The 26,417-nt window shown below is 69.9% G+C and carries 17 protein-coding genes and 1 pseudogene; 9 read left to right on the top strand and 9 right to left on the bottom strand.

The window, feature by feature from the left end:
- Window positions 1–601 precede the first annotated feature (601 nt).
- From GGR71_RS05005 to GGR71_RS04995, 3 genes are all read right to left on the bottom strand, one after another.
- Window positions 602–5,491 (bottom strand): alpha-2-macroglobulin family protein, encoded by a 4,890-nt coding sequence (locus GGR71_RS05005; RefSeq protein WP_184451835.1) that lies wholly within the window; start codon window positions 5,489–5,491, stop codon window positions 602–604.
- Window positions 5,492–6,339: 848 nt separating this feature from the next.
- A complete protein-coding gene (locus GGR71_RS05000) occupies window positions 6,340–7,359 on the bottom strand; it encodes a nucleoside hydrolase (RefSeq protein ID WP_160963170.1) in 1,020 nt (339 codons plus the stop codon).
- A 69-nt stretch (window positions 7,360–7,428) separates the two neighbouring features.
- Window positions 7,429–9,648 carry a TonB-dependent receptor gene (locus tag GGR71_RS04995; protein WP_160963172.1) on the bottom strand — a complete coding sequence of 740 codons (2,220 nt, stop codon included), beginning with the start codon at window positions 9,646–9,648 and terminating at the stop codon, window positions 7,429–7,431.
- Between the two features lie 511 nt (window positions 9,649–10,159).
- On the opposite strand from GGR71_RS04995, the gene GGR71_RS04990 reads away from it, so the two are divergent.
- Window positions 10,160–10,777, top strand: a complete 618-nt coding sequence (locus GGR71_RS04990; protein ID WP_237474579.1) for a hypothetical protein — start codon at window positions 10,160–10,162, stop codon at window positions 10,775–10,777.
- A 60-nt stretch (window positions 10,778–10,837) separates the two neighbouring features.
- Here GGR71_RS04990 and prpF read toward each other — a convergent pair whose 3' ends face one another.
- The 6 genes from prpF to prpB form a co-directional block, all read right to left on the bottom strand.
- On the bottom strand, window positions 10,838–12,031 hold the full coding sequence (gene prpF / locus GGR71_RS04985; protein WP_160963174.1) for a 2-methylaconitate cis-trans isomerase PrpF: 1,194 nt from the start codon (window positions 12,029–12,031) through the stop codon (window positions 10,838–10,840).
- A gap of 38 nt (window positions 12,032–12,069) precedes the next feature.
- Window positions 12,070–12,573 carry an SRPBCC family protein gene (locus tag GGR71_RS04980; protein WP_160963176.1) on the bottom strand — a complete coding sequence of 168 codons (504 nt, stop codon included), beginning with the start codon at window positions 12,571–12,573 and terminating at the stop codon, window positions 12,070–12,072.
- A gap of 30 nt (window positions 12,574–12,603) precedes the next feature.
- On the bottom strand, window positions 12,604–15,219 hold the full coding sequence (gene acnD, locus GGR71_RS04975) for a Fe/S-dependent 2-methylisocitrate dehydratase AcnD (protein WP_160963178.1): 2,616 nt from the start codon (window positions 15,217–15,219) through the stop codon (window positions 12,604–12,606).
- A gap of 280 nt (window positions 15,220–15,499) precedes the next feature.
- On the bottom strand, window positions 15,500–16,666 hold the full coding sequence (prpC, locus tag GGR71_RS04970; protein ID WP_160963180.1) for a bifunctional 2-methylcitrate synthase/citrate synthase: 1,167 nt from the start codon (window positions 16,664–16,666) through the stop codon (window positions 15,500–15,502).
- Window positions 16,667–16,707: 41 nt separating this feature from the next.
- Window positions 16,708–17,310 carry a DUF1003 domain-containing protein gene (locus tag GGR71_RS04965; protein ID WP_160963182.1) on the bottom strand — a complete coding sequence of 201 codons (603 nt, stop codon included), beginning with the start codon at window positions 17,308–17,310 and terminating at the stop codon, window positions 16,708–16,710.
- 31 nt (window positions 17,311–17,341) lie between these two features.
- The gene (prpB, locus tag GGR71_RS04960; protein WP_160963184.1) at window positions 17,342–18,229 is read right to left on the bottom strand and encodes a methylisocitrate lyase; all 888 of its coding nucleotides are present in this window, start codon (window positions 18,227–18,229) and stop codon (window positions 17,342–17,344) included.
- A 118-nt stretch (window positions 18,230–18,347) separates the two neighbouring features.
- On the opposite strand from prpB, the gene GGR71_RS04955 reads away from it, so the two are divergent.
- The 8 genes and pseudogenes from GGR71_RS04955 (at window position 18,348) to GGR71_RS04925 (ending at window position 26,321) form a co-directional block, all read left to right on the top strand.
- Window positions 18,348–19,589, top strand: a complete 1,242-nt coding sequence (locus GGR71_RS04955; RefSeq protein WP_160963186.1) for a citrate synthase family protein — start codon at window positions 18,348–18,350, stop codon at window positions 19,587–19,589.
- 105 nt (window positions 19,590–19,694) lie between these two features.
- A pseudogene (locus GGR71_RS20995) lies at window positions 19,695–19,805 on the top strand (type II toxin-antitoxin system RelE/ParE family toxin); the annotation flags it as partial.
- A gap of 80 nt (window positions 19,806–19,885) precedes the next feature.
- Window positions 19,886–19,981, top strand: coding sequence for a type II toxin-antitoxin system RelE/ParE family toxin (locus GGR71_RS20990; protein WP_237474580.1), 96 nt, complete (start codon window positions 19,886–19,888; stop codon window positions 19,979–19,981).
- The gene (locus tag GGR71_RS04945; RefSeq protein ID WP_160963188.1) at window positions 19,978–20,334 is read left to right on the top strand and encodes an XRE family transcriptional regulator; all 357 of its coding nucleotides are present in this window, start codon (window positions 19,978–19,980) and stop codon (window positions 20,332–20,334) included. Before GGR71_RS20990 ends, GGR71_RS04945 begins: the two co-directional genes overlap by 4 nt.
- A 120-nt stretch (window positions 20,335–20,454) precedes the next feature.
- Complete coding sequence (lexA, locus tag GGR71_RS04940; protein WP_160963190.1) at window positions 20,455–21,063, top strand: transcriptional repressor LexA; 609 nt, start codon at window positions 20,455–20,457, stop codon at window positions 21,061–21,063.
- Entirely contained in the window at window positions 21,063–21,683 is a 621-nt protein-coding gene (imuA, locus tag GGR71_RS04935) for a translesion DNA synthesis-associated protein ImuA (RefSeq protein ID WP_160963192.1), read from the top strand. The genes lexA and imuA overlap by 1 nt, the downstream gene beginning before the upstream one ends.
- Window positions 21,684–21,693: 10 nt before the next feature.
- Window positions 21,694–23,112, top strand: a complete 1,419-nt coding sequence (locus GGR71_RS04930) for a Y-family DNA polymerase (protein WP_160963194.1) — start codon at window positions 21,694–21,696, stop codon at window positions 23,110–23,112.
- Window positions 23,109–26,321, top strand: coding sequence for an error-prone DNA polymerase (locus GGR71_RS04925; RefSeq protein ID WP_456362588.1), 3,213 nt, complete (start codon window positions 23,109–23,111; stop codon window positions 26,319–26,321). Before GGR71_RS04930 ends, GGR71_RS04925 begins: the two co-directional genes overlap by 4 nt.
- Window positions 26,322–26,417: the final 96 nt, after the last annotated feature.

The raw sequence follows: 26,417 nt of genomic DNA, 5'->3' as shown, positions 1-26,417 counted from the left end.
GCCACGGCGCGGGAGACGGTGGGCGTTGGGGCTGGCGCGGAAGCTGGAGGCGAGGCAGACGGCATGCGGGGACCCTGGTGATCGAGTGCCGGGTCAGCTTAGACGAACACGCACAATCATGCAAAAACGTGCATTAATCGACAGCGGGAGATTACGATGGTAAGCCGGCCTCCCATAGCGGCGGCCGTAATCCCATTCGAGAGCCAACGCAGCGGCGACTTATGCGCTGGCCCAAACGACGACAGGACCCTGCGGGTCCTGTCTTGGGTGCTGCGGAGCATGGGAAGCGTGTGCGGCGCGGTGGGTACGACGGTCTCTGGTCGCCGTACTCTCCCCCCACCCGCCCTTCTCCCAGGGGGAGAGGGGAGTTTGGTGCGGCGGTTTCTGGTGCATTTCTGGCGGTCGTACCCTCACCCCCGCCCCTCTCCCGGGGGAGAGGGGAGTTGAGCGCGGCGGCTTCTGGTGCATTTCTGGCCGCCGTACCCTCGCCCTCGCCCCTCTCCCGGGGGAGAGGGGAGTTGAGCGCGGCGGTTTCTGGTGCATTTCTGGCCGCCGTACCCTCACCCCCCGCCCCTCTCCCGTGGGGAGAGGGAGTTTTCGATCAGGGCTGCACGACGTTGATCGTGCCGGGGTTGCTGCGGCCCACCCCGCGCAGGTCGGGACGGTACATGTCCTCGACCAGCGACGGCGGCACCGTGTAGGTGCCCGGGGTCACCGCGCGCACCAGGTAGAACACCTGCGCCTTGCTGCCGGCCGACAGGCTCAGCGCGGCCACGTAGCGGTCGTCGCGGAACTCCTCGTGCTTGACGTCGGCGGCGTTGGAACGGTCGCTGATCTCGATGCCGTCCACCACCACGTCGGCCCACTGCTTGGCGTCGCCCAGGTTGAAGTTCTCGATCTCCAGGCCGGCCGGCAGCAGGTCGGTCAGCAGCGCGTCGGGCATGCTGGTGTCGGAGGTGATGGTGACGCGCACGATCAACGCCTCGCCCTCCTTCAACGGCTGCGGCGTCCATGGCTTGCCGTCGGTGCCGTAGAAGCTGCGCTCCACCTTCAGTGTGCTGTCGTCCGCCGCCGGCGGCGTACGCGGTACGCCGGCGATTTCCAGGCTGGCGTACAGCGGCGGCTGGCCCTGCGGCACGAAGTGCACGCCGCGCGCCAGTTCGGCCTCGTCGAACTGGCGGCCGAAGGCCTTTGCCGGGGCGATCGTTTCGCTGCTGTCGCCAACATTCAACTGCCCGGACACCTGCGCGGTCTGGCTGTTGAGCAGGGCCTTGCCCATGCGCGCCAGCGCCACCTGCTCCTGCGTGCTCAGCCACAGCCAGCCGCCACGGCGGCGCGCGTCCAGTTCGCGGCCCAACGCCATCACCCGCGCGTCGTACTCGGGCTTGGCCAGGCCACGCTCGTGCAGCAGCGCGATCATCAGCGCATCGTCGCGGACCACGCTGCCGTAGTCGCCGAAGTACCGCGGCCGGTCGGCGCTGTCCTTGGCGAACCCAGCGGCGATCGCCGCCTCGCCGCGCTTCTTGTCGCCCTGCAGCGACAGCGCCACGCCCAGGTGCACCAGCGACAGGCCGGTCAGTGCCTTGCCGCGATCGTTGTCGTACAGCGCGCGCAGCGTGCCCAGCGGCGCACGGTTGACCCGCGCCAGCACGTAGCCGGACCAGGCCTGGTTGGCGAACTTCAGGTTCTCGCGGCGGTCCTGGCCGTAGAAGTTGTTGCCACCGGACAGCAGGTCCTCGCTGAGCCGGTTCAACGCCTTCTGCAGCACGTTGTCGGGCACCGCGAAACCGGCGTCCTTGGCGTCGAGCAGGAACTCGGCGATGTACGGGGTCAGCCCCGGATTGACGTAGCCGTCGTCGCCCCACATCGAGAAGTGGCCGCTGGAGACCTGCATCGAGGCCAGCCGCCCGAACGCGCCTTCCATGCGCGCGCGGCGGGTGGCCGCATCCAGGCCCTTGACCCCGAGCAGGCGTGCGGTGGCGTCGTCGAGCAACAATGCGGCGTAGCCCTTGCTGGTGGTCTGCTCGGCGCAGCCGTAGGGGTACTCCAGCGCGCCTTGCAGGGCACTGGCGAACGGGATCGGCGGCAATGCGCTGACCAGCATGCGCGCGTTGACCGAGCCGGCCATCAGGCCCTCGGCATCGCTGGCGCCCAGGGTCACCGGCGCCAGTTGGTCGAGCACGCGGGTCTGCGTGCGCAGCACCGACGGCCACGCCGCACGCACCGGCAGGTCGTAGCGGCGGTCGGCGGCATAGCCGTTCCCCTCCACCCGCACCCGCACCTTGGCCACGGTGTAGCCCTCCTGCGCCACCAGCGGGAAGCTCAGCGTGGCCTTGCCGTCCTTGCCCAGCTTGGCGCTGCGCGCGTTGTCGGCGATCGCCAGCGGGCCTTCGCCATCCACCCGCACCTTGAACTCGCCCGGCTGGCCAGTGAAGTTCTGCACGTCCAGGGTCACGGTGCTGCGGTCGCCCGGCGCCATCACCCGCGGCATGCTGGCCTCGGCCACGATCGGCGCGCGCACCAGCGTCTCCACGTCGCGGTTGCCGTAACGCTCGTCCGAATAGACCAGCGCCGACACGCGCAGGGTGCCGTTGAAGTCCGGCACCGGCAGTTGCACGCGGGCGTTGCCCTTGGCGTCGAGCTGCACCGGGCCGGAGAACAGGTCCACGGTCTGCACGCGCGCGGTCGGGCGCTTGGCCTGCGGCAACGCCGCAAGCGCCATGTCACCGCCGAAGCGCAGCTTGCCGGTGCCGCCCTCGAAGCTCTCGATGACCCGGCCGTAGATGTCGTAGGCGTCCACGCCCAGGCGCCGCTGCGCGAAGAACTGCGCGTTGGCGTCGGGCACCGGGAAGCGGGTGATGTTGAGGATGCCCACGTCCACCGCGGAGATGGTCACGTGCGCCTGCTTGCCGGCCAGTTCCGGCACGCTCACCGTCACCGGCAGCGGCTGCTCCGGGCGCATCTGCTTGGGCGCGACCAGGCCCACCGCCACGCGCCGGGCCTTGCGGTCCATCGGCACGTAGGCCACGCCGACCGCGCGCGCCGGGGTGATCTTGCTCGGCGCCGAGCCGCCGCGGAACACCAGCGCGGTGACGTAGACGTCGTGGCGTTCCCAGTCCTTGGTCACCGGGATCTCGAAGCGGCTGCCCGGCTTCACGTCGATGTCCTGCACGTACAGCATGCGGTCGCTCTCGACCATCAGCAGGCCGGGGCCGGCGTGCGGCGGGGTCAGGGTGACCTTGAGCGTGTCGCCGGCCTTGTAGCCGGTCTTGTCCAGCGCCAGCTTGACCTTGTCCGGGCGCGCATCGAGGCCGCGGTTCTCGTCGTTCCAGCTCCAGCCGGCATGGAACGGGTAGCGCGTGGTCAGGCCGGTCGCCGGATCGAACACGTCCACCCGGTACTCGCCCCATTCCACCGGGAAATCGAACTTGGCGGCGCTGGCGCCGGCATCGACGGTGAGCGTCTGCTTGTTCTCGAAGCGGCGGGTGAAATCGTAGTCCCAGCGGTTGTCGGTGAACGCCCAGTGGTAGTCGCGCAGTTCGCGCACCAGGGTCACCTTCAGGCCCTTGGCCGGCTGCGGCCTGCCCTGCGCGTCCACCCGCATCAGTTCGAAGCGCGCGTTGGCATTGGCGTCGGCACCGTCCTTGTCGTCGAACAGCGGGCGCACGCCGACCAGCGTCGGCGCCGGCCACAGCACGCGCTTGAGCGTGCGGGTGACGGTGCGACCGCCGGTCTCGTACACGCTGGCCGAGACCAGCGCGGCGATGGTGCTGGTCGGCTTGGCCTCGTCGGGCAGCGCCAGGTCCTCGCTGAGCTTGCCGTCGGCGCCGAACTCGGTATCGACCACGTCCTTGGCTTCGCGCGGCAACTGCAGGGTCGGGTCGCCGAAGAAGTAGCCCGGCAGCGCCTCCACCGGGTGCTGCTCGACCGCCACCGCCAGCTTGGCGGTGAAGCGGTTGCCCGCGGCCGGCGCGCCGTACAGGTAGGCAGCGGTGGCCTGCAGCTTGAACGGCTCGCCTGGCTTGAGCGTCTTCTGCGCGCTGTCCAGGTCCAGCTTCATGCGCTCGGGCAGGAATTCCTCGATGCGCAGGGTCATGCCCTGCACCGCTTCCTTGCTGGTCGGGTCGGTACGGAACTCCACCTGCCAGCGCCCGGTCGGGGCGTCGGCGGGGATCAACTGCTCGAAGCTGAAATAGCCCTGCTCACCCGGCTGCAGCCGGGTCTCGCGGAAGATCTTGCCGTCGGGCTGCTTGAGCCGCAGGAACACCGGCTGCGCGCCCTTGCCGGTGGTCGGCACCGGCTTGCCGTCGTTGTCGCGCAGCAGCGCCGACACCCGCACCGTCTCGCCGGGGCGGTACAGGTCGCGGCCGGACCAGGCGAACACGTCGAACCAGGCGTTCTCGCGCCCAGCCACCGCGAACTCGCTCAGGTCCAGCGCCGGCTGGTTGAACGGCAGCATCGACAGGTCGGTGCCGCTGCGCGCCACCAGCACCTGGCCGGCGTCGAGCGTGTAGTTCAGCAGCGCGTTGCCGTTGTCGTCGGTCTGGCCCTTCAGGAACAGCTCGCCGTCGGCGCTGAGCACGCGCAATTCCACCTTCTTCAGCGGCTCGCCGCTCTGCAGCGAGGCGGTGTGGACGAACAGCTTGTCCTTGTAGGCGCGCGCGTGCAGGCCGATGTCGCTGACGGTGAAGAAGGCGGTGTCGTATTCGTTGTCGAACTTGCCTGGGCGGCGCAGCACCGCGAAGTACAGGCCCGGCGCCTGCAGCTCCTTGATCTCCTGGATCGGCAGGTAGGTCAGCGCGCGCTCGTTCTTGTCGCCGCCGAGCACGAAGCGGTTGACGTAGACCGAGTCGGCCATCTGCGAGATCGGGGTGTGCTCGCCGTAGTCGCTGTCCAGCTCCCAGGTGCCGCGGCGGCCGCCGCGCTGGTACTGGGCGAAGAACGTCGGCAGCGCGCCGTCCTTGACCCGCATGAACTCCACGTCCACTTCCGGCACGTTGAGCGAGACCACGGGCAGGCCGCGGCTCTCGCGCGCCGGCAGCACGCTGCCCTGCGAGGCGAAGCCGACCGCCGGAGTCAGTTCGCCGGTGTAGACCTTCTGCTTGAGCGGCTTGCCCAGGCGGCTGCCGTCGGCGGCCAGCAGGTCGGCCGAGATCACCACGGTGTAGTCCTTGGCCGCCTCCACGTAGGGATAGCGCAGGGTCTTGCCGTCGTCGGACAGCGACCAGGCGCTCTCGTCGGTACCGACCTTCTCCTCGAAGCGCAGCAGCTTGTCGAAATCCTGGGTGCCGACCAGCGGCCGCGAGAACTCCAGCGCCAGCGACAGCCCGTCGCCCTTCTGGTCGGGATAGGCGCGGACCAGGCCGAAGCCCTTCATCGCTTCCTTCTGCCCCTTCACCGGCTCGCCGCTGGCCTCGGGCAACTGCCCGGATTCGTTGCGCTTGCAGCCACCCAGCGCCAGCGCAAGGCCCAGCAGCAGAAACGTCCCCATCAACCCCGCGCGCAGGCCCGCCCAGCGCCGCTTCGAATCCGTGTGCATGCGTTCGCTCCGTGAATGTGGCGCGAGTATAAAGCGCCGGCGCGACGGCTGGAGGAACGAAGATGCACCATCCATCGGCGTGTGCGCGGCAGGCCGCCGTCGGTGCGGAAGCACGCCCCGCAACCATGCCGACGATCGCTGTGGAGCCCCCCGTAGGAGCGGCTTCAGCCGCGACAGGCATTCCCGGGAAAGCCCGTCGCGGCTGAAGCCGCTCCTCCCCCCTGAATGAGTACCCGTGCGCCCTCGCCTCGAGGTCATGCGGGAGGGACGTCGTCCCGACGCGACGGCAATGGATGCGCCGATAGCTTCACGCGTCGGGACTGAAGTCCCTCCCACAAGAAAGCCAATCCGATGGCCCTGCCGACAGCACTCACGGCGCAAGCCTCATGTGGGAGGGACTTCAGTCCCGACTGCAGAGTAACGGATCGTCCGGTGGCTCCACTTGTCGCGATGAAGCTGCTTCCACAGCGGACAATCCGATGCGCCATGCCGACACCCACAGCACCGACGGCACGAGACCTCATGTGGGAGGGACTTCAGTCCCGACTGCAGAGTAACGGATCGGCCGGTGGCTCCACTTGTCGCGATGAAGCTGCTTCCACAGCGGGCAATCCGATGCGCCATGCCGACGCACACAGCACCGACGGCACGAGACCTCTTGTGGGAGGGACTTCAGTCCCGACTGCAGCGCAACGCATCAGCCAGTGGCACCGCTTGTCGCGACTAACACGTCGCCCAGCGGCGCTGCGATGGCCTCATGGCGAGCCGCCCCTGCACCGCCACGTGTCGGCGCACCGGCCTCAGCGCAGCAACCGCCGCATGTACAGCGCGATCAGTCGCGGCCTATCCAGCGCCAGGCACACCTGGGCATTGGCCGCAGCGCCTGGGGCGTCCGCCGCCGGCGCCTCACGGGTATAGCCCTTGTCGTCGACCACGATGCGCAGCGGCACGGTGGGGCACAGGCCCGGGTCGAGCAACTGCGCCACCGGCACCACGTCGAACAGAGTCGGGGTGGCGCTGGCCCAGGGCTGGTCGGTGTCGCGCCACTGGTAGTAGAGCTGCGCCAACGCGTCGGTCAGCGGCTCGCCGTGGGCGAACAGCGCCACCCGCTCCGGTTCCTCCAGGGTCACCTGGGTGGCGTCCAGCGGCAGCATCACGATCGGCACGCCGGCGGCGAACACGCGCTGCGCGGCGCCGATGTCGGCGGCGATGTTGTACTCGGCCGCCGGCGGATTGGGCGGACGGTAGCGCGACTTGCCGTAGCCCGCGCGCACCGAACCGCCCATCAGCACCACCTGCTTGAGCTGGGCGAAGCCGGCCGGGTCGCGCTGCAGCGCGCGCGCCACGTCGGTCAGCGGACCGAGCACCAGCAGGGTGACCTGGCCGGGGTAACGCCGCGCCTGCGCCAGGATGAACTGCGCCGCGTCCGGCGCCGCCGCGGGCAGCCGGCCCTTTGCCGCCCAGCGCGCCTGGCTGAAGGGGATGGTGCTGGTGGTGCGCTGGCCGATCGCCAGCGGGATGTCGTCGCGGCCGGCCTGCTGCAGCAGCCGCTGCAGCAGTTGCGCACGCAGGCCGGTGTCGCCCCACGCCGAAGCGATGCCCAGCACCTGCAGTTCCGGGCTGCGCAACAGCAGCGCCAGCGCGAACGCATCGTCGATGTCGTCGCCGATGTCGGTGGAGACGATCACTCTCTGTGCGGGCGAAGGGGACACGCCGGCGCCCTGCGGCGGCGCGACAGCTGCCGGGCGCGCCGCCGCTGCGGCAGCGACGGGCGCGGTGGCCAGCAGCGCCAGCGCCGCCCATCGGATCAGATTGCGCATGCGCGTCTCCCAAAAAAGAACCGCCGGCATGATAGCCGGCGGTCGGTCGTGCAACGGCGAGGCCGCGGATCAGAAGTTGGCGCGGAACTGCGCGCCGACGATGCGCGGATCGTTGATGAAGCCGGTGAGGTTGTTGAAGTCGATCGCACCGGTGGCGCGGATCTGGTTGGTGCAGTTGCGGCAGAACACCGAGACCTCGTACGCGCCGGCGCCCCAGTTGTAGCCGATCTTGGCACCGCCCTCGAGCAGCGGCTGGCCGACGAACTCGCGCGAGTCGTACAGGAAGAAGTTGATCTCGCTGCGGTAGGACCAGTCGGTGAAGAAGAAGAACTCGGCGTCGTCGCCAACCGGGATGCCGTAACGCAGGGTCGCGTTGCCCATCCACTTGGCCGCCTGCGGCAGCACGTTGCCGTCGATCAGCGCGCGACCGGAGGCATTGATCGGATCGGTCACGGTGCAGGTGCGGCACACGCCCACCGACAGGGTCGAGTCCTCGATGCGGGTCCAGTTGTAGGCGCCACCCAGGGTCATGCGCAGGTTCTGGGTCAACAGCGCTTCGAAATCGAACTCGGCACCGCGCGCCTTGGAGGCCTTGGCGTTGAGCAGGCGCACGTCGTTGGAGGCGCCGCCGACCGCGGTCAGCTGCTGGTTCTTCACCTTGAAGTCGTAGACGTCGAAGCTCAGGCGCGCGCGCTTGTCGAACAGGTCGGACTTGATGCCGACCTCGAACGAATCCACGGTCTCCGGCGCGGCCACGGTCAGCGGCGCGGTGGCCGACGGTACGCCGAAGCTGGCGCCGCGGAAGCCGCGGGCGGCACGCCCGTAAACGTTGACGTTGTCGTTGATCGTGTAGGTGGCGCTGAGGTCGCCGGTGACCTTGGAGTTGTCGGTGCTGCCGCTGGAGGGCTGCTGCAGGGTCACGCGGTCCAGCGCGAGCACGTCGAAGATCTTCTTGTCGTAGGTGTAGCGGATGCCGGCGCGCAGGTTCAGGCGCTCGGTCGCCGCGTAGTTCAGCGAGCCGAACGCCGCCCACGAGGTGTTGCGCTGGCGGGTCAGCTGGTAGCTGGCCAGGGTGCCGCCAGCCAGGGTGTTGTAGGTGTAGTTCTCGCCTTCCACCGAATCGTGGAAGTAGTACAGACCGGCCTGCCAGTTCAGCGGCCCGGCGTACTGCGACTCGGCGCGCAGCTCCTGCGAGTACTGGTCCAGGTTCTTGATGCCGCCAGCGGTCTCCACCGGGAACGGGATCACTCCGGGACCGGACGGCGGCGCGAACACCGCGCCGTAGCCGCCGTCGATGTCGCCGCGGCTGTAGTACTTGCCGATGCCCTCGTAGCCGGTGATCGAGTGCAGCACGATGTCGCCCAGGTCCCAGGTCAGGTTGGCGCTGCCGCCGTAGGTCTGCAGTTCCTGGGTGTTCTTGCCATCGATGGACACTTTGTCCGGATCGAAGCCGGCGACCAGCTGGTTGGTGCCCGGCTGGAAGATGTTGGCGCGGAACAGCCGCGCGGTGCCGTCGAGGTGGCGCGCGTGCGCGTTGAACAGCGCGCTGAAGTCCTCGCCCGGCTGGAACAGCACCTGCAGGCGCACCGCCGAGTCCATGTAGCCTTCGAACGAACGGTTGTCGATGGTGTTGTCGACCCAGTCGCCACGGCGCTGGCCCAGCGCCGACAGGCGCGCGGCCCACTTGTCGCCCATGGCCACGCTCAGGCCGGTTTCCATGGTCATGGTGCCGTAGGTGCCGTAGGACAGGCTGGCGTAGCCGTCGTTGGCGCCGATGGTCGGCTTGACCGAGTTGAACTTGACCACGCCGGCGGGGGTGTTGCGGCCGAACAGCGTGCCCTGCGGACCGCGCAGCACTTCCAGGCTCTGCAGGTCGAAGATCGGGAAGCCCTTCAGGAACGCGTTCTCGGCGACCACGTCGTCATAGATCAGCGACACCGGCTGCGAGGCGTAGGTGTTGAAGTCGGTGTTGCCGTAGCCGCGGATGTAGAAGCGCGGGAACACGCGGCCGTTGGACGACTCGACATTGAGGCTGGGCGCCTTGCCGGCCAGCACGCGCACGTCCGAGCCGCTGGTGGCGATGGCGTCCAGGTACTCCGGGCGCAGCACGCTGGCCGACACCGGCACGTCCTTGGAGTCCTCGGCGCGGCGCTCGGCGGTGACCTTGATCGTGTCCAGACGGGCGACCCCGTCGGTGCTGTCCGCCTGCTGGGCGGCGGCGGGGAACGAAAGCGCGGAAACGACGGCAACGGCAAGCGCACTGGCGCGCAGCGACCAACTGGCAGACATGGGAACTCCGGGATGGGTGGGCGTAATCGGGAGCGCGCCGAGTCCTTGCCGCGCCGCAGCATAATTAACACAAAATATACATCCTGCGGCGGCCGGCGTCACCTGGGGAGGCCGGGATTCGGGATTGGGGAGTCGGGATTGGCAAAAGCGGCTGCCGGCCCGGGCGGGCTTCCTCCTCGGATTGCGGCAGCCGCTTTTCGTCGCGTCGGGACTGAAGTCCCTCCCACAATGGCAGGTATCGCGCGCAGTCGCCGGCGGCGATGGAAGCGGCCGCGGCGCATCGGACCGCGAGATGCCCTTGTGGGAGGGACTTCAGTCCCGACGCGCGAAGTCCTCAGGCTCCAGGCCGCTTTGCAGCACCGGTGGCAGCAACACGCCCAGACGATGCTCCACCCATGGCACGCCGCTCCTGCAAACGCCCATGCCAAACCGCACGTCATGCGCCCGCAGTCGAAAGGCCAGCAGCGCAGACGGCCATGCTGCTGCCGCAAGCCCAACCGGGCCGCACGGAATGGCATCGCATGCTGCGTGCCGCTTCACACAGCGATCGCTCCTGCGTCTGAAGAACGCGCATCCGCGCTGTCTTGGAGAGACCCCGATGTTCACACCCCGCCCCCTATCCCTCGTCGCCGCGCTCTGCGCGACGCTGCTCGCCTGCTCCGCCCAGGCCAAGACCTGCACCGCGGTCGACAACATCGTGGCCAGCACCGCGTCGGACACCGCCAATCGTGCCGCTGGCGGCATTGGCGGGCATGTCGGCCTGCACATGCAGAACGCCACGGCGCCGCTGCCGCCCAGCGGCGCGCAGAGTCAGCTCGGAAAATCGGCGTTCGCCAACTGGGCCGCGTTCCAGGGCGCCTTCAGCAAGTGGGCCACGGCCACGACCGGCAAGCACGCCGACTGCGGCACCAGTGGCGGCGCGAAAGACATCGCCGATGCGGCCAGCGTCGGCATCACCGCGGGATGGGCCTGCACCGCCGCGGACGGGGACGGCATCTGCAGCAACTGGCGCAAGTTCAAGCCGGTCAAGGTCTGCTTCTGGTATGCCAACTCCCCCGGCGCGAAAGGCACGGCGGGCAAATGGCTGCTCAACACGGCCTACCCGTCGCTCAACGCGGACTGCAGTTGAGCGGCCCCGCCGCCGTTGACTGCGCCGTGCGGAGCTGGCGCCTTCGCACGGCCTGCCGGCTCAACCGGCCGACGTCGCCGGCACCCGCACCCAGCCTTCCATCAGCACCCGCGCGCTGCGGCTCATCAAGGCCTTGGTGACGGTCCACTGGCCGTCGACCTGGCGCGCCTCGGCGCCGACCCGCAAGGTACCCGAGGGGTGGCCGAAGCGCACCGCGGTGCGCTCGCCGCCACCGGCGGCGCGGTTGACCAGGGTGCCGGGAATCGCCGCGGCGGTACCGATCGCCACCGCCGCGGTGCCCATCATCGCGTGGTGCAGCTTGCCCATCGACATCGCCCGCACCAGCAGGTCGATGTCGGCGGCCGCCACCGGCTTGCCGCTGGAGGCGGTGTAGTCGGCCGGCGGCGCGACGAAGGCGACCTTGGGCGTGTGCTGGCGCGTCGCCGCATCGTCCAGCGTGGCGATCAGGCCCATCCGCAGCGCGCCGTACGCGCGGATCGTCTCGAAGCGCTGCAGCGCCTGCGCATCGCCGTTGATCGCGTCCTGCAGTTCGGTGCCCTGGTACCCCAGCGCCTGCGCCTCGAGGAAGATGGTAGGGATGCCGGCGTTGATCAGGGTCGCCTGGAACGTGCCGACGCCCGGCACCTCCAGCGTGTCGACCAGATTGCCGGTGGGGAACATGGCGCCGCCGGCGCCGTCCTCGTCGGCGGCCGGGTCGAGGAATTCCAGCGCGATCTCCGCCGCCGGGAAGGTCACCCCGTCCAGCTCGAAATCGCCGGTCTCCTGCACCGCGCCGCCCGTCATCGGCACCTGCGCGACGATGGTCTTGCTGATGTTGGCCTGCCAGATCCGCACCGTGGCGACACCGTCGCGCGGAATCCGCGCCGCATCGACCAGCCCGGCGGCGATCGCGAACGGCCCCACCGCCGCCGACAGATTGCCGCAGTTGCCGCTCCAGTCCACGAACGCACGCTCGATCGCCACCTGGCCGAACAGGTAGTCCACGTCGTGGTCGGGACGCGTGCTCGGCGCCACGATCACGGTCTTGCTGGTGCTGGAGGTGGCCCCGCCCATGCCGTCGATCTGCTTGGCGTAGGGATCGGGGCTGCCGATCACCCGCTGCAGCAGCGCATCGCGCGCCGGGCCCGGCGTCTGCGCCGCCGCGGGCAGGTCCTGCAGGCGGAAGAACATGCCCTTGGAGGTGCCACCGCGCATGTAGGTGGCGGGGATGCGGCGTTGCGGAACGTGGGTCATGGCGGTTCCAGGTACGTGCGAAAAGAAGAGACGGCGGATCAGGGCGAATCGGGAATCTCGGGCTCGACCAGTTGCGTCAGCAAGGTCAGCGACTCCTGCCAGCCGAGATGGCAGAACTCCACCGGGATCTGCGGCGGGATGCCCTCCTGCACGATCTCCAGCGCGGTGCCGCAGGCCACCGGCCGCAGCCGCACGGTCACGATCATCTCGCCGGGCAGGTCCGGGTTGTCGAAGCGGTCGGTGTGGCGGATCAGCTGGCCGGGCACCAGTTCCAGGTAGGTACCGCCGAAGGCACTGCTGGTGCCGGTGCCGAGGTTGGTGAAACTCATCCGGAAGCTGCCGCCCACCCGCGCGTCCAGCGCATGCACGGTGGCGACGAAGCCATGCGGCGGCAGCCATTTGGCCAGCGCCGCCGGTTCCAGGAAGGCGCGGTAGACGCGCTCGGCCGGCGCGCGCAGCACGCGATGCAACTGGACGGTCCCGGTGGTGGTGGCGGATGTGCTCATGGCGGTTTCCTCGGCGGTGGCGGGCGCGGCCAGCATGGCACGCGCCCGATGACAGCGGCAGCCGGCTCAGGCGCTGCGGGCGTCCTCGAGGAAGTCCTGGGCGAAGCGCTGCAACACGCCGCCGGCTTCGTAGATGGACACCTCCTCGTTGCTGTCCAGCCGGCACAGCACCGGCACCTCCACCGCGGCGCCGTCCTTGCGCACGACGCGCAGGGTCAGCGTGGCGCCCGGGGTGCGCGCGCCGACCACGTCGAAGGTCTCGCTGCCGTCGATGCCCAGGGTCGTGCGTGTGGTGCCCGGCAGGAACTGCAGCGGCAGCACGCCCATCCCGATCAGGTTGGTGCGATGGATGCGCTCGAAGCCCTCGGCGACGATCGCCTCGACCCCGGCCAGGCGCACGCCCTTGGCCGCCCAATCGCGCGAGGAACCCTGGCCGTAGTCGGCACCGGCGATCACGATCAGCGGCTGCTTGCGCGCCATGTAGGTCTCGATCGCCTCCCACATGCGCAGCACCTGCCCGTCCGGTTCCAGCCGGGTCAGCGAGCCCTGCTGCACCTTGCCGTCGACCACCGCCATCTCGTTGATGAGCTTGGGGTTGGCGAAGGTGGCGCGCTGCGCGGTGAGGTGGTCGCCGCGGTGCGTGGCATAGGAATTGAAGTCTTCCTCCGGCACGCCCATGTGCGCCAGGTATTCGCCGGCGGCGCTGTCGGCCAGGATCGCGTTGGACGGCGACAAGTGGTCGGTGGTGATGTTGTCGCCGAGCACCGCCAGCGCGCGCATGCCGCGTAGCGTGCGTTCGCCGGCCAGCGCGCCTTCCCAGTACGGCGGGCGGCGGATGTAGGTGCTGCGCGGGCGCCAGTCGTACAGCGGCGCTACCGGTGCGCCCTGCTCCACGCGCACGTTGAACATCGGCGCATAGACGCGGCGGAACTGTTCCGGCTTCACCGCGGCGCGCACTGCCGCATCGATCTCGGCGTCGCTGGGCCAGATGTCCTTCAGCCGCACCTCGCGTCCGTCGGCGTCGGTGCCCAGCACGTCCTTCTCGATATCGAAGCGCACCGTGCCGGCGATGGCGTAGGCGATCACCAGCGGCGGCGAGGCCAGGAACGCCTGCTTGGCGTAGGGATGGATGCGCCCGTCGAAATTGCGGTTGCCCGACAGCACCGCGGTGGCGTACAGGTCGCGCGCCACGATCTCCTGCTGGATGCGCGGATCCAGCGCGCCGCTCATGCCGTTGCAGGTGGTGCAGGCGAAGGCGACGATGCCGAAGCCCAGCGCCTCCAGGTCCGGCAGCAGGCCGGCTTCCTCCAGGTACAGCTGCACCGCCTTGGATCCGGGCGCCAGCGAGGTCTTCACCCATGGTTTGCGGGCCAGGCCGCGCGCGCGCGCATTGCGCGCCAGCAGGCCGGCGGCGATGACGTTGCGCGGGTTGGAGGTGTTCGTGCAACTGGTGATGGCGGCGATGATCACCGCACCGTCGGGCATGCACCCCTGCGCCTGCTCGGCCTGGCCGGCGGCGAGCTTGGCGGCGTCGGCGATGCCGCGCGCGGCCAGCTCGGTGGTCGCCACGCGCTTGTGCGGGTTGCTGGGGCCGGCCATGTTGCGCACCACCTGCGACAGGTCGAAGCGCAGCACGCGCTCGTACTGCGCGGTGGCCAGCGCATCGGCCCACAGCCCGGTGGTGCGCGCGTACTGCTCCACCAGCGCCACCTGCGCTTCCTCGCGCCCGGTCAGGCGCAGGTAGTCCAGGGTCTGCTGGTCGATGTAGAACATCGCCGCGGTGGCGCCGTATTCCGGGCACATGTTGGAGATGGTGGCGCGGTCGCCAATGGTCAGCGCGGCGGCGCCTTCGCCGAAGAATTCCAGGTACGCGCCGACCACGCGCTCCTGGCGCAGGAATTCGGTCAGCGCCAGCACCACGTCGGTGGCGGTGATGCCGGGCTGCGGCCGGCCGCTCAGCTCCACGCCGACGATGTCCGGCAGGCGCATCCACGAGGCGCGGCCGAGCATCACGCTCTCCGCCTCCAGCCCGCCGACACCGATCGCGATCACGCCCAGCGCGTCCACGTGCGGGGTATGGCTGTCGGTGCCCACGCAGGTATCGGGGAAGGCGACGCCGTCGTGCACGTAGATCACCGGCGACATCTTCTCCAGATTGATCTGGTGCATGATGCCGTTGCCCGGCGGGATCACGTCCACGTTGCGGAACGCGCGCTTGCTCCAGTCGATGAAGTGGAAGCGGTCCTCGTTGCGGCGATCCTCGATCGCGCGGTTCTTGGCGAAGGCCTGCGGATCGTCGCCGCCGCATTCCACCGCCAGTGAGTGGTCGACGATCAACTGTACCGGCACCACCGGATTGACCTTGGCCGGGTCGCCGCCCTGCTCGGCGATGGCATCGCGCAGCCCGGCCAGGTCCACCAGCGCGGTCTGGCCGAGAATGTCGTGGCACACCACCCGCGCCGGAAACCACGGAAAATCCAGGTCGCGGCGACGCTCGACCAGCTGCAGCAAGGCCTCGTGCAGCAGGTCCGGATCGCAGCGGCGCACCAGGTTTTCGGCGAACACGCGCGAGACGTAAGGCAGGCCGGCATAGGCGCCTGGACTGATCGCGTCGACCGCGGCCTGCGCGTCGAAGTAGTCCAGCGCGGTGCCGGGCAAGGGAAGGCGGTAGTGGCTGTTCATGGCTGGCTACAGTAGAAAAAAGCGAAGACAGATCCCTTCTCCCACCGGGACCTTGGCCCCCTTTTGGGGGGAAGGTGCCCCGAAGGGGCGGATGAGGGTACGAGCGAAGCCTAGTGAAATCCGACTCCTCATGAGGGCGGATGAGGGTACGGGCGGCCAGGAAGGTGTCTCGAAGAAAGGACTTCCATCGCAGACGTCCCTGGCGCCCGTACCCTCACCCCCGCCCCCTCTCCCGGCGGGAGAGGGGAGTGTCACTCGGGGTAGACGATTTTTAGCAGCATCACTTGCGTTGATCGATCGGCACGAACGCCTGATCCTCCGGCCCCACGTAGTTCGCGCTGGGGCGGATGATCTTGCCGTCGACGCGCTGCTCGATGATGTGCGCGCTCCAGCCGGCGGTGCGGGCAATGACGAACAGCGGGGTGAACATCGCCGTCGGCACGCCCATCATGTGGTAGCTGACCGCGCTGAACCAATCCAGGTTCGGGAACATCTTCTTGATGTCCCACATCACCGTCTCCAGGCGCTCGGCGATGTCGTACATCTTGCGGCTGCCCTGCGCCTCGGACAGTTCGCGCGCCACGTCCTTGATGACTTGGTTGCGCGGGTCCGACACCGTATACACCGGGTGGCCGAAGCCGATGATGACTTCCTTGCGCTCGACCCGCGCGCGGATGTCGGCCTCGGCTTCGTCCGGCGTGTCGTAGCGCTTCTGCACCTCGAAAGCCACCTCGTTGGCACCGCCATGCTTGGGCCCGCGCAGCGCGCCGATGCCGCCGGCGATGGCGCTGTACATGTCGCTGCCGGTGCCGGCGATGACCCGGCAGGCGAAGGTGGAGGCGTTGAACTCGTGCTCGGCGTACAGGATCAGGCTGGTGTGCATCGCCTGCACCCATTCCTCGTGCGGCTTGAAGCCGTGCAGCAGGCGCAGGAAGTGTCCGCCGATCGAATCGTCGTCGGTCTCCACCTCGATGCGCCGGCCGTTGTGGCTGTAGTGGTACCAGTACAGCAGCATCGAGCCGAGGCTGGCCATCAGCTTGTCGGCGATGTCGCGCGCGCCGGGATGGTTGTGGTCGTCCTTCTCCGGCTGCACGCAGCCCAGCACCGACACGCCGGTGCGCATCACGTCCATCGGATGCGCCGACGGCGGCAACTGCTCCAGCGCGGCCTTGACCGCGGCCGGGATGCCGCGCAGCGAGCGCAGCTTGGCCTTGTAGCCGCGCAGCTCGCTGTTGCTGGGCAGCTTGCCGTGCACCAGCAGGTAGGCGATCTCCTCGAACTGGCTGCTGCGCGCCAGGTCCAGGATGTCGTAGCCGCGGTAGTGCAGGTCGTTGCCGCTGCGGCCCACCGTGCACAGCGCGGTGTTGCCGGCGGCGGTGCCGGACAGGGCCACCGATTTCTTCGGCTTGAAGCCGGGGGCGGTCTGCGGAGCGGTGCTGTCGTTCATGGCGAATCTCCCGGGTGTTGCGGTCGGATGGGTGCAGTGGATCAGGACGCCTGCGGCGGCGGCGAGATCCCGGCGCGCTCGAGCAGTTGCTGCAGCATGAGGATCTGGCGGTTCTGCAGTTCCACCAGCGTCGCCCAGTCCTGCTCGCGCAGCTGGTTGAGCTTCTCGTGCACCTGCAGGATTTCCAGTTCGGCCTTGATGTTCACTTCGTAGTCGTTCTGCGCGTGCAGGCGGTCCACCGCCGCCTGGCGGTTCTGGCTCATCATGATCACCGGCGCCTGGATCGCGGCCAGGCACGACAGGCACAGGTTGAGCAGGATGTAGGGATACGGATCGAAGGCGTGCGCCAGCAGCAGGCTGTTGAGCGCGATCCAGCCCAGCAGCACTAGGCCGAAGCCGATGATGAAACTCCAGCTGCCGCCGATCGCGGCGACGCGGTCGGCGATGCGCTCGCCCAGCGAGCGATCGCTGTCGGCCTGCTTGACGATGTCGCGGGCCACATGGCGCTTGGCGATGAAGCGCTCCACCACCTCGCGCTCGGCCTCGGACAGCTTGTCCAGTTCGGTCTGCAACAGATGCCGCGCGGTCTGGCGGCGATCGATGCGGCTGCGCAGGAACGATGCAGCGCTGGCTTGGGTATTCATGGACGGACTCGGGCAGGAAAATCGCCGCCGATCATGCGCCCTTGCCGGCAAACAGCGCATCCAGGCGCTGCTCGAAGGCGTGGTAACCGATGCGCTCGTACAGCTCCTCGCGGGTCTGCATGCGCTCGAGCACCGCCTGCTGGTGACCGTCGCGGCGGATCGCGGTGTACACGTCCTCGGCGGCCTTGTTGGCGGCGCGGAACGCCGACAGCGGGAACAACTGGATCGCCACGCCGGCCGAGGCCAGTTCGTCGCGGGTGAACAGCGGGGTCTTGCCGAACTCGGTGATGTTGGCCAGCACCGGCACCTTCACTGCGTCGACGAAACGGCGGTAGGTGTCCAGGTCGTAGGCGGCCTCGGCGAAGATGCCGTCGGCGCCGGCCTCCACGCAGGCGATGGCGCGTTCGATCGCCGCGTCCACGCCCTCGGCCTGGATCGCGTCGGTGCGCGCGATCAGGAAGAAGTCCGGATCGGTCTTGGCGTCGGCCGCGGCCTTGACCCGGTCCACCATCTCGCCCTGGCTGACGATCTCCTTGCCCGGGCGATGGCCGCAGCGCTTGGCGCCGACTTGGTCCTCGATGTGGCAGGCGGCCGCGCCGGCCTTGATCAGCGCCTTGATGGTGCGCTCGATATTGAACGCGCTCGGCCCAAAGCCGGTGTCGATATCCACCAGCAGCGGCAGCGGGCACACGTCGGTGATGCGGCGCACGTCGATCAGCACGTCGTCCAGGGTGTTGATGCCCAGGTCCGGCAGGCCCAGCGAGCCGGCGGCGACGCCGCCGCCGGACAGGTAGATCGCCTTGTAGCCGGCACGCTGCGCCAGCAGGGCATGGTTGGCGTTGATCGCACCGATCACCTGCAACGGCGCTTCGGCGGCCAGGGCGGCGCGGAAACCGGCGCCGGGGGAAACGAGGGACATGGGCGGCTCCTGACGAAGAGGCGGCGCGCCCCGCCGGGCGTTCCGCGATGGGCGCCAATCTGGCACTCTCGCTGGCACGGATCAATCTTGATTCAATGAATCAACCTATCGTCCCTTCATGTCCGACGCCACCGACCGCAACCTGATCTCCGCCGCCCAGGCCTGCGCCTTGCTCGGCATCAGCAGCGCCACGCTGTACGCCTACGTCAGCCGCGGCCTGCTGAGTTCGCGCGCCGGCGCCGACCACCGCAGCCGCGCCTACCTGCGCGCCGAAGTGGAGCGGCTGGCGCAGCGCAAGCGCGCCGGTCGCGGCGCCGCGCGTGGCGCCGCGCAGAGCCTGGACCGCGGCCTGCCGGTGCTGGAGACGCGGATCTCGCTGATCCGCCCAGACGGCCCCTACTACCGCGGGCGTTCAGCGGTGGCCATGGTGCGTGCCGGCGCCAGCCTGGAGGACGTCGCGCGACTGCTGTGGGACTGCCCCGACGGCGAAGACCCGTTCGCCAGCGCCCCCGTCGCGCCGTGGCCGGCGGTGCTGGCGCCGCTGGCCGGGCATGCCGCGCTCCCGCCACTGGAACGCGCCATGGCCTGCATCCCGCTGCTGGCCTTGGAGCTGCGCCAGTCGCTCAACGCCGCCCCCGGCGTGCGCCGCGAAATCGCCGCCACCCTGCTGCGGCAGAACGCCGCGCTGCTGGTCGGCACCGCGCCGGACGCGCGCCCGCTGCATCGCCTGATCGCCGACCATTGGCGTCCCGGCGACGCCGACTTCGCCGAACTGGTGCGCGCCGCGATGCTGCTGTGCGCCGACCACGAACTCAACGTCTCCGCCTTCGCCGCGCGCGTGGTCGCCTCCACCGGCGCGCCGCTGCACGCCACCGTCAGCGCCGGCCTGGCCGCGCTGTCCGGCCCGCGCCACGGCGGCGCCACCGCGCGCGCCCACGCCCTGCTGCGCGACGCCCAGGACGCGCCCAGCGCCGCCGCCCTGATCGCCGAACGCTGGCAGCGCGGCGACGACCTGCCCGGCTTCCACCACGCCCTGTACCCGGACGGCGATCCGCGCGCGGCCGAAGTGCTGCGCCTGCTGCGCGAATGCAGCGGCGGCAGCGCGCGCATGCAGCACGTGGACGCGGTGATCGCCGCCGCCCAGGACTGCAGCGGCCAGCGCCCGAACATCGACTGCCTGCTGGCCGCGCTCTGCTTCGTCCACGACCTGCCGGCCGCGCACGCCCTGGTGCTGTTCGCCGCCGCCCGCCAGGCCGGCTGGCTGGCCCACGCCCTGGAGCAGCAGGCCCTGGGCAAGCTGATCCGGCCACGCGCCCGCTACGCCGGGGCGATGCCGGAGGATGGCGCCGCGCGCGGCTGAGAAGACGGCGAGCGCGCTTGCGAATGCACCAAAATTGGTACACCATGCCGCCATGGAGACCACACTGGACGTGCGCTCTACCGTGCCGCATCGGGCGTCGAGCCGGTGCGGGTTTGGCTCAGGGAAGACGTGTCCGCCGATGCCAGGCGCGCCATCGGCGGCGACATCAAGACAGTGCAGTTGGGATGGCCGCTCGGCATGCCTTTGGTGCGCAAGCTGGACCAGCACCTGTGGGAAGTGCGCAGTGCGATTCCCGAAGGCATTGCGCGGATTTTTTCACCACCGTTGGATCGGACATGGTGCTGCTGCATGGCATCGTCAAGAAATCGGGCAAGACCCCGAGCGCCGATCTCGCCACCGCCAAACGCCGCAGAGACGAGGTGATGCGATGAGCCGCAATCTCCATATCGGATCCAGCTTGGACAGCTTCCTGGCCGAGGAAGGCATCCTCGAAGACACCACCGCGCTCGCCGCCAAGCGCGTGATCGCCTGGCAGGTCGCCGAAGCGATGAAGTCCGCCAAGCTCACCAAGAGCGCGCTGGCCAGGCGCATGAACACCAGCCGCTCGCAACTGGACCGCGTGCTGGACGCCACCGACACCAGCCTCACCCTGGACACGCTGAGCCGCGCCGCCACCGCGCTTGGCTACCGGATCCAGATCGACCTGGTCGCCGCGCAATCAGGCAAACCCATCGGCAAAGCACCAATCGCGAAGGCCAAGACCTCGGCCGGAATCGGCAGCTAAGCGCAGTCGCCCCACTTCCGATGCCTCGCTTGGACGCACCAGGCTGACTGGGCGCGGCGTCCGAACGCATTCAGCGCCCCATCTCGCCAAGGCCGCGCCCTCGGTGTACAAATGTACACCATGACCACCCTGTCCCCGCAGCGCGCCGCCATCCTCGCCTACGTCCATGCCTGCATCGAGCAGGAGGGGCGGCCGCCGAGCCTGGCCGAGATCGCCGAACGTTTCGGCTTCGCCTCGCGCAATGCCGCGCGCAAGCACGTGCAGGCGCTGGTCGAGGCCGGGCTGCTGGCGCAGGTGCCGCAGCAGGCGCGCAGCCTGCGCCCGGCGCAGGCCGGCCACCGTAGCGAACTGCTGCAACTGCCGGTGCTGGGCCGGGTCGCCGCCGGCGCGCCGATCGGCGCCGACATCGGCCTGGACCAGCAGTTGCGGCTGGACCGTGCGGTGTTCGCGCTGCGCCCGGACTACCTGCTGCGGGTGCAGGGCGACTCGATGATCGACGACGGCATCCTCGACGGCGACCTGGTCGGGGTGCGACGCGCCGCCGACGCGCGCAACGGCCAGATCGTGGTGGCGCGGCTGGACGGCGAACTCACCATCAAGCGCTACCGCGCCGATGGCGACGGCATCGCCTTGCTGCCGCGCAATCCCGCCTATGCGCCGATCGTGGTCGGCCGCGGGCAGGACTTCGCCATCGAAGGGCATTACTGCGGCCTGATCCGGCCCGGCTGATGGCCGCCGTCGTCGCCCTCGACCGCCTGCTGGCCGAGCGCCGGGTCTGGCGCGGCCAGCCGACGGCGCTGCCGCCCAGCGCGCAGCCCACCGGGCACGCCGCGCTGGACGCGGTGCTGCCCGCGCGCGGCTGGCCGGAGATGGCGCTAACCGAGCTGTTGCACGCCGCCGACGGCATCGGCGAGTTGCAACTGCTGTGGCCGACGCTGGCGCGGCTGTCGCAGGGCGGCGGCCGCATCGTGCTGGTCGATCCGCCCTACCTGCCCTACCCCGCCGCCTGGGCGCAGGCCGGCGTGGCGCTGGCGCAGTTGCAGATCGTCCGCGCCGGTGCCGACGCGGCCTGGGCCGCCGAACAATGCCTGCGTTCGGGCAGTTGCGCGGCGGTGCTGTGCTGGCCCGGGCTGGCCGGCGACAAGACCCTGCGCCGGCTGCAGGTGGCGGCCGAGACCGGGCGCACCCTGGGCTTCGCCTACCGGCCGCTGAAGGCCGCCGCCAATCCGTCGCCGGCCGCGCTGCGCATCGCCATCGACGCCGCGCCGGCACAACTGCGCGTGCTCAAGTGCCGCGGCGGGCTGCCGCCGGCACACCCGCTCGCCCTGTCCGCCCTGGCGAGCGGGTGAGGCCGCGGGCATGCGCTGGGCCTGCATCCTGTTGCCGCAACTGGCGCTGGACACCGTCCTGCGCCGCTGGCCGTCGCCGGACGAACCGCTGGCGCTGCTCGACGGCCCGCCGCAGCGGCGCACGCTGAAGGCGGTCAACGCCGCCGCGCGCGCCCGCGGCCTGCGCCCCGGGCAATCGCTGGTCACCGCGCAGGCGCTGTGCGACCGCTTCGCCACCGCCTTGCACGATGCCGAAGAAAGCCGCCGCAGCCAGCAGTTCCTGGCCGCCTGGGCCTACCGCTTCAGTTCGCTGGTCAGCACCGACTACCCCGGCGCGCTGTTGCTCGAGATCGAAGCCAGCCTCGGCCTGTTCGGTCCCTGGCCACGCTTCGAGGCACGGCTGCGCGAGGAACTGACCGCGCTGGGCTTCCGCCACCGCATCGTGGTGGCACCGCATCCGCTGGCCGCGCGGGCGCTGGTCAATGCGCACGACGGCATCGCCCTGCTCGATAACGCCGCGCTGCAGCGCGCGCTGGGGCAGTTGCCGATCGCGCGCGCCGGGCTGTCGCCGGCCCTGGCCGACGGCTTCGCGCGGATGGGCCTGCGCCGCCTGCAGCAGCTATTCGCCCTGCCGCGCACCGCGCTGGCACGGCGCTATCCGCCGGCCCTGCTGCAGCACCTGGACGCGTTGCGCGGGCAGGCGCCGCTGCCGCTGCAGTACTACCTGCCGCCGGACCGCTTCGATGCGCGCGTCGAACTGGGCTATGTGACCGAATCCAACCAAGCGCTGCTGTTCCCGCTGCGCCGCTTGACCCAGGACCTGGCCGCGTTCCTGGCCGGGCGCGATGGCGGCGTGCAGCGCTTCCGCCTGCTGCTCGAACACGAGGACCTGGAGCCCAGCGTGGTGCCGGTGGGCCTGCTCGCCGCCGAGCGCGATGCGGCGATGCTGTTCGAACTGGCGCGCGGGCGCCTGCAGCAGGCCAGCGTGCCGGCGCCGGTGCAGGCGCTGCGCCTGTGCGCCGACGAACTGCCGCCGTTCGTGCCGGCCGCGCGCGAACTGTTCGACGAACGCGCGCAGCAGGCGCTGCCGTGGGAACAACTGCGCGAACGCCTGCGCGCGCGCCTGGGCGACGACGCCGTGCATGGCCTGCGCGCGCACGCCGACCATCGCCCGGAACTGGCCTGGCGCGCCGAATCCGCCACCGCGCGCAGCGCGCCCGCCGCTGCTGCACCGCCACGGCCTGGCTGGCTGCTGCAGCAGCCAATTCCACTGCGCGAGCGCGCGCCCGAACGCCTGGCCGGGCCGGAACGCATCGAGAGCGGCTGGTGGGACGACGGCGACGTGCGCCGCGACTACTACGTCGTGCGTACCCGCCAGGGCCAGCGCGCCTGGGCGTTCGCCCCGGCCGACGCGCCTGATGCGCTGATGCTGCACGGCTGGTTCGCATGAGCCACACCCCGCCGCACCCACGCATGCCGCCGCGCCTGCGGCTGCTGCCGACGCCTGCGCCTGCGCAAGCCAGCGCACCCACCGCCAGCGCGCCGCGCGCGCCAGCCGACACCGCGCTGCCCGACTACGCCGAACTGCATTGCCTGTCCAACTTCAGTTTCCAGCGTGGCGCCTCGCACCCCTGGGAACTGTGCGAACGCGCGCTGCGCCACGGCTACCGCGCCCTGGCGATCACCGACGAATGCAGCCTGGCCGGCATCGTGCGCGCTTGGCAGGCGGCCCGGGACATGGGCCTGCACCTCATCGTCGGCAGCGAGATCCAGTTCGAGCACGGCCCCAAGCTGGTGCTGCTGGCCGAGACCCTGCATGGCTACCAGCGGCTGTGCCGGCTGATCACCCTGGCCCGACGCCGCGCCGACAAGGGCAGCTACCGTGCGCTGCGCGAGGATCTGGCCAGCGCGGACGACGGCAACGGCCTGCTGTGCCTGTGGCTGCCGCGTGGCGATGGTGACGACGCCGCGGACGGCGCCTGGCTGCAGGCACGCTTCCCGCGGCGGCTGTGGCTGGCCGTGGAACTGCTGCGCGGCCCCGACGACGCCACGCTGCTGCAGGCGCGCCTGCAGTTGGCGCATGCGCTGCAACTGCCCGCCGTGGCCAGCGGCGACGTGCACATGCACGCACGCGGCCGCCGCGCCCTGCAGGACACATTGACCGCGATCCGCCAGCGCCTGCCGTTGCACGAAGCCGGCGCCCACCTGTATCCCAACGGCGAACGCCACCTGCGCCCACGCGCCACGCTGGCGACGCTGTATCCACCGGCGCTGCTGGCCGAAACGGCACGCATCGCGCAGCGCTGCACATTCGACCTCGGCCAACTGCAGTACGAATACCCGCACGAACTGGTCCCGCCCGGGCACACGCCCACGCAATGGCTGCGCATCCTCACCGAACGCGGCGCAGCCGAGCGCTGGCCGCACGGCGTGCCGGACAAGGCGCGGCGCCTGATCGAACACGAACTCGGCGTGATCGAGCGGCTACAGTACGAGTCCTACTTCCTCACCGTCTACGACCTGGTGCGCTTCGCGCGCTCCAAGGACATCCTGTGCCAGGGCCGCGGCTCGGCGGCGAACTCGGCAGTGTGCTACGCGCTGGGCATCACCGCCATCGATCCGGATCGCATCGGCATGCTGTTCGAGCGCTTCATCTCCGAGGAGCGCAAGGAGCGGCCGGACATCGACATCGATTTCGAGCACGACCGCCGCGAGGAAGTGATCCAGTACATCTTCAGTCACTACGGCCGCGAGCGCGCCGCGCTGGCGGCGGTGGCGATCAGCTACCACACGCGCAGCGCGGTGCGCGACGTGGCGCGCGCACTGGGTCTGCCCAGCGACACCGTCGATGCCCTGTCTTCCGCGCTGGGCCAGCGCGATCCGGTGGAGTCGGCGCAGGAACTGCTGCGCGAGCGCGGTTTCGACCCGGACACACCGGTGATGCGCCGGCTGCTGGTACTCGCCAGCCAACTCATCGGCTTCCCGCGGCACCTGTCGCAGCACCCCGGCGGCTTCGTCATCTCCGAGCATGCGCTGCACACCCTGGTGCCGGTGGAGAACGCGACCATGGCCAATCGCACGGTGATCCAGTGGGACAAGGACGACCTGGAACTGGTCGGGCTGATGAAGGTCGACGTGCTCGCGCTGGGCATGCTCAGCGCGCTGCGGCGCACCCTGGACCTGCTGCGCGTGCACCGCGGCCGCGACTACACGCTCGCCACCATTCCCGCCGAAGACAAGCAGACCTACGCGATGATCCAGCGCGCCGACACCATCGGCGTGTTCCAGATCGAATCGCGGGCGCAGATGGCGATGCTGCCGCGGCTGCAACCGAAAGAGTTCTACGACCTGGTCATCCAGGTGGCGATCGTGCGTCCCGGGCCGATCCAGGGCGGCATGGTGCACCCGTATCTGCGCCGGCGCAGCGGCGAGGAGGCTACCGATGATCTGCCCGATGAGTTACGCGAAGTGTTCAAGCGCACGCTCGGCGTGCCCCTGTTCCAGGAACAGGTGATGCAACTCGCGGTAGTCGCCGCCGGCTACACGCCGGGCCAGGCCGACCAGTTGCGCCGCTCGATGGCCGCCTGGAAACGCCACGGCGGCCTGGAACCGCATCGCGACAAGCTGTTGGAAGGCATGCTGAAGAAGAACTACAGCGCCGAATTCGCCGGACGCATCTTCGAGCAGATCAAGGGCTTCGGCAGCTACGGTTTTCCCGAGAGCCATGCCGCCAGCTTCGCCCTGCTCACCTACGCCAGTTGCTGGCTCAAGTGCCACGAACCGGCGGCGTTCACCTGCGCGCTGATCAACAGTTGGCCGATGGGCTTCTACAGCCCCGACCAGTTGCTGCAGGACGCACGTCGCCACGGCCTGCAGGTGCGGCCGGTGGACGTGCGCTACAGCGATTGGGACTGCAGCCTGGAAGCGTACAGCTCCGATCCGCAGGTGCAGCCGGCGATCCGCCTGGGCCTGTGCCTGGTCCGCGGCCTGGCCGAGGAAGACGCGCTGCGCCTGCAGCAGGCGCGCGCGCAGGCCCCGTTCCACGACCTCGCCGACCTGTGCCACCGCGCCGCACTCGACGACAAGGCCCGCGCCGCGCTCGCCGACGCCGGCGCGCTGAAAGCGCTGGCCGGCCATCGCCATCGCGCGCGTTGGGCCGTGGCAGGCGTCGAGGCGCAGCGGCCGCTGTTCGAAGCGCTCGCGGCCACGCCCGAACAACAGGTCGCACTGCCGCTGCCCAGCCAGGGCGAGGACATCCGCGCCGACTACGCGACGATCGGTACCACCCTGGGCAAGCACCCGCTGACCCTGTTGCGCGCGCAGCTGCGTGCGCGCCGTTACCGCCATTCCGGTGAACTACGCGACCTGCCGCACGCCAGCGCGGTCGCCATCGCCGGCCTGGTGACCATGCGCCAACGCCCGCAGACCGCCAGCGGCGTCACCTTCATCACCCTCGAAGACGAGCACGGCCTGGTCAACGTGGTGGTGTGGCGGCGCCTGGCCGAACGCCAGCGTCAGGCCCTGATCGAATCCCGGCTGCTGCTGGTGCGCGGCCGCGTCGAGACCGAAGGCAAGGTCCGCCACCTGATCGCCGGCCACTTGGAAGACCTGACGCCCATGCTGCTTGGCCTGGATATCCGCAGCCGGGATTTTCATTGAGGCGGCAAGCGTCACCGCCACAGTAGCGCCGGGATCACGTTGTGATAGCTGAGGGTGCAACCTGTGCCTTGCTTCTTCAGGCACCAGCGTTCTCCA

The sequence above is a fragment of the Xanthomonas sp. F1 genome, from assembly GCF_014199855.1.
This window is presented reverse-complemented; position numbering and strand designations above follow the sequence as displayed.

What these genes read in the sequence shown, in the direction of transcription:
- GGR71_RS05005 (WP_184451835.1), bottom strand. Translation starts at nt 5,491, where the DNA reads ATGGGGACGTTTCTGCTGCTGGGCCTTGCGCTGGCGCTGGGTGGCTGC.
- GGR71_RS05000 (WP_160963170.1), bottom strand. Translation starts at nt 7,359, where the DNA reads ATGCGCAATCTGATCCGATGGGCGGCGCTGGCGCTGCTGGCCACCGCG.
- GGR71_RS04995 (WP_160963172.1), bottom strand. Translation starts at nt 9,648, where the DNA reads ATGTCTGCCAGTTGGTCGCTGCGCGCCAGTGCGCTTGCCGTTGCCGTC.
- GGR71_RS04990 (WP_237474579.1), top strand. Translation starts at nt 10,160, where the DNA reads ATGGCATCGCATGCTGCGTGCCGCTTCACACAGCGATCGCTCCTGCGT.
- prpF (WP_160963174.1), bottom strand. Translation starts at nt 12,031, where the DNA reads ATGACCCACGTTCCGCAACGCCGCATCCCCGCCACCTACATGCGCGGT.
- GGR71_RS04980 (WP_160963176.1), bottom strand. Translation starts at nt 12,573, where the DNA reads ATGCTGGCCGCGCCCGCCACCGCCGAGGAAACCGCCATGAGCACATCC.
- acnD (WP_160963178.1), bottom strand. Translation starts at nt 15,219, where the DNA reads ATGAACAGCCACTACCGCCTTCCCTTGCCCGGCACCGCGCTGGACTAC.
- prpC (WP_160963180.1), bottom strand. Translation starts at nt 16,666, where the DNA reads ATGAACGACAGCACCGCTCCGCAGACCGCCCCCGGCTTCAAGCCGAAG.
- GGR71_RS04965 (WP_160963182.1), bottom strand. Translation starts at nt 17,310, where the DNA reads ATGAATACCCAAGCCAGCGCTGCATCGTTCCTGCGCAGCCGCATCGAT.
- prpB (WP_160963184.1), bottom strand. Translation starts at nt 18,229, where the DNA reads ATGTCCCTCGTTTCCCCCGGCGCCGGTTTCCGCGCCGCCCTGGCCGCC.
- GGR71_RS04955 (WP_160963186.1), top strand. Translation starts at nt 18,348, where the DNA reads ATGTCCGACGCCACCGACCGCAACCTGATCTCCGCCGCCCAGGCCTGC.
- GGR71_RS20990 (WP_237474580.1), top strand. Translation starts at nt 19,886, where the DNA reads ATGGTGCTGCTGCATGGCATCGTCAAGAAATCGGGCAAGACCCCGAGC.
- GGR71_RS04945 (WP_160963188.1), top strand. Translation starts at nt 19,978, where the DNA reads ATGAGCCGCAATCTCCATATCGGATCCAGCTTGGACAGCTTCCTGGCC.
- lexA (WP_160963190.1), top strand. Translation starts at nt 20,455, where the DNA reads ATGACCACCCTGTCCCCGCAGCGCGCCGCCATCCTCGCCTACGTCCAT.
- imuA (WP_160963192.1), top strand. Translation starts at nt 21,063, where the DNA reads ATGGCCGCCGTCGTCGCCCTCGACCGCCTGCTGGCCGAGCGCCGGGTC.
- GGR71_RS04930 (WP_160963194.1), top strand. Translation starts at nt 21,694, where the DNA reads ATGCGCTGGGCCTGCATCCTGTTGCCGCAACTGGCGCTGGACACCGTC.
- GGR71_RS04925 (WP_456362588.1), top strand. Translation starts at nt 23,109, where the DNA reads ATGAGCCACACCCCGCCGCACCCACGCATGCCGCCGCGCCTGCGGCTG.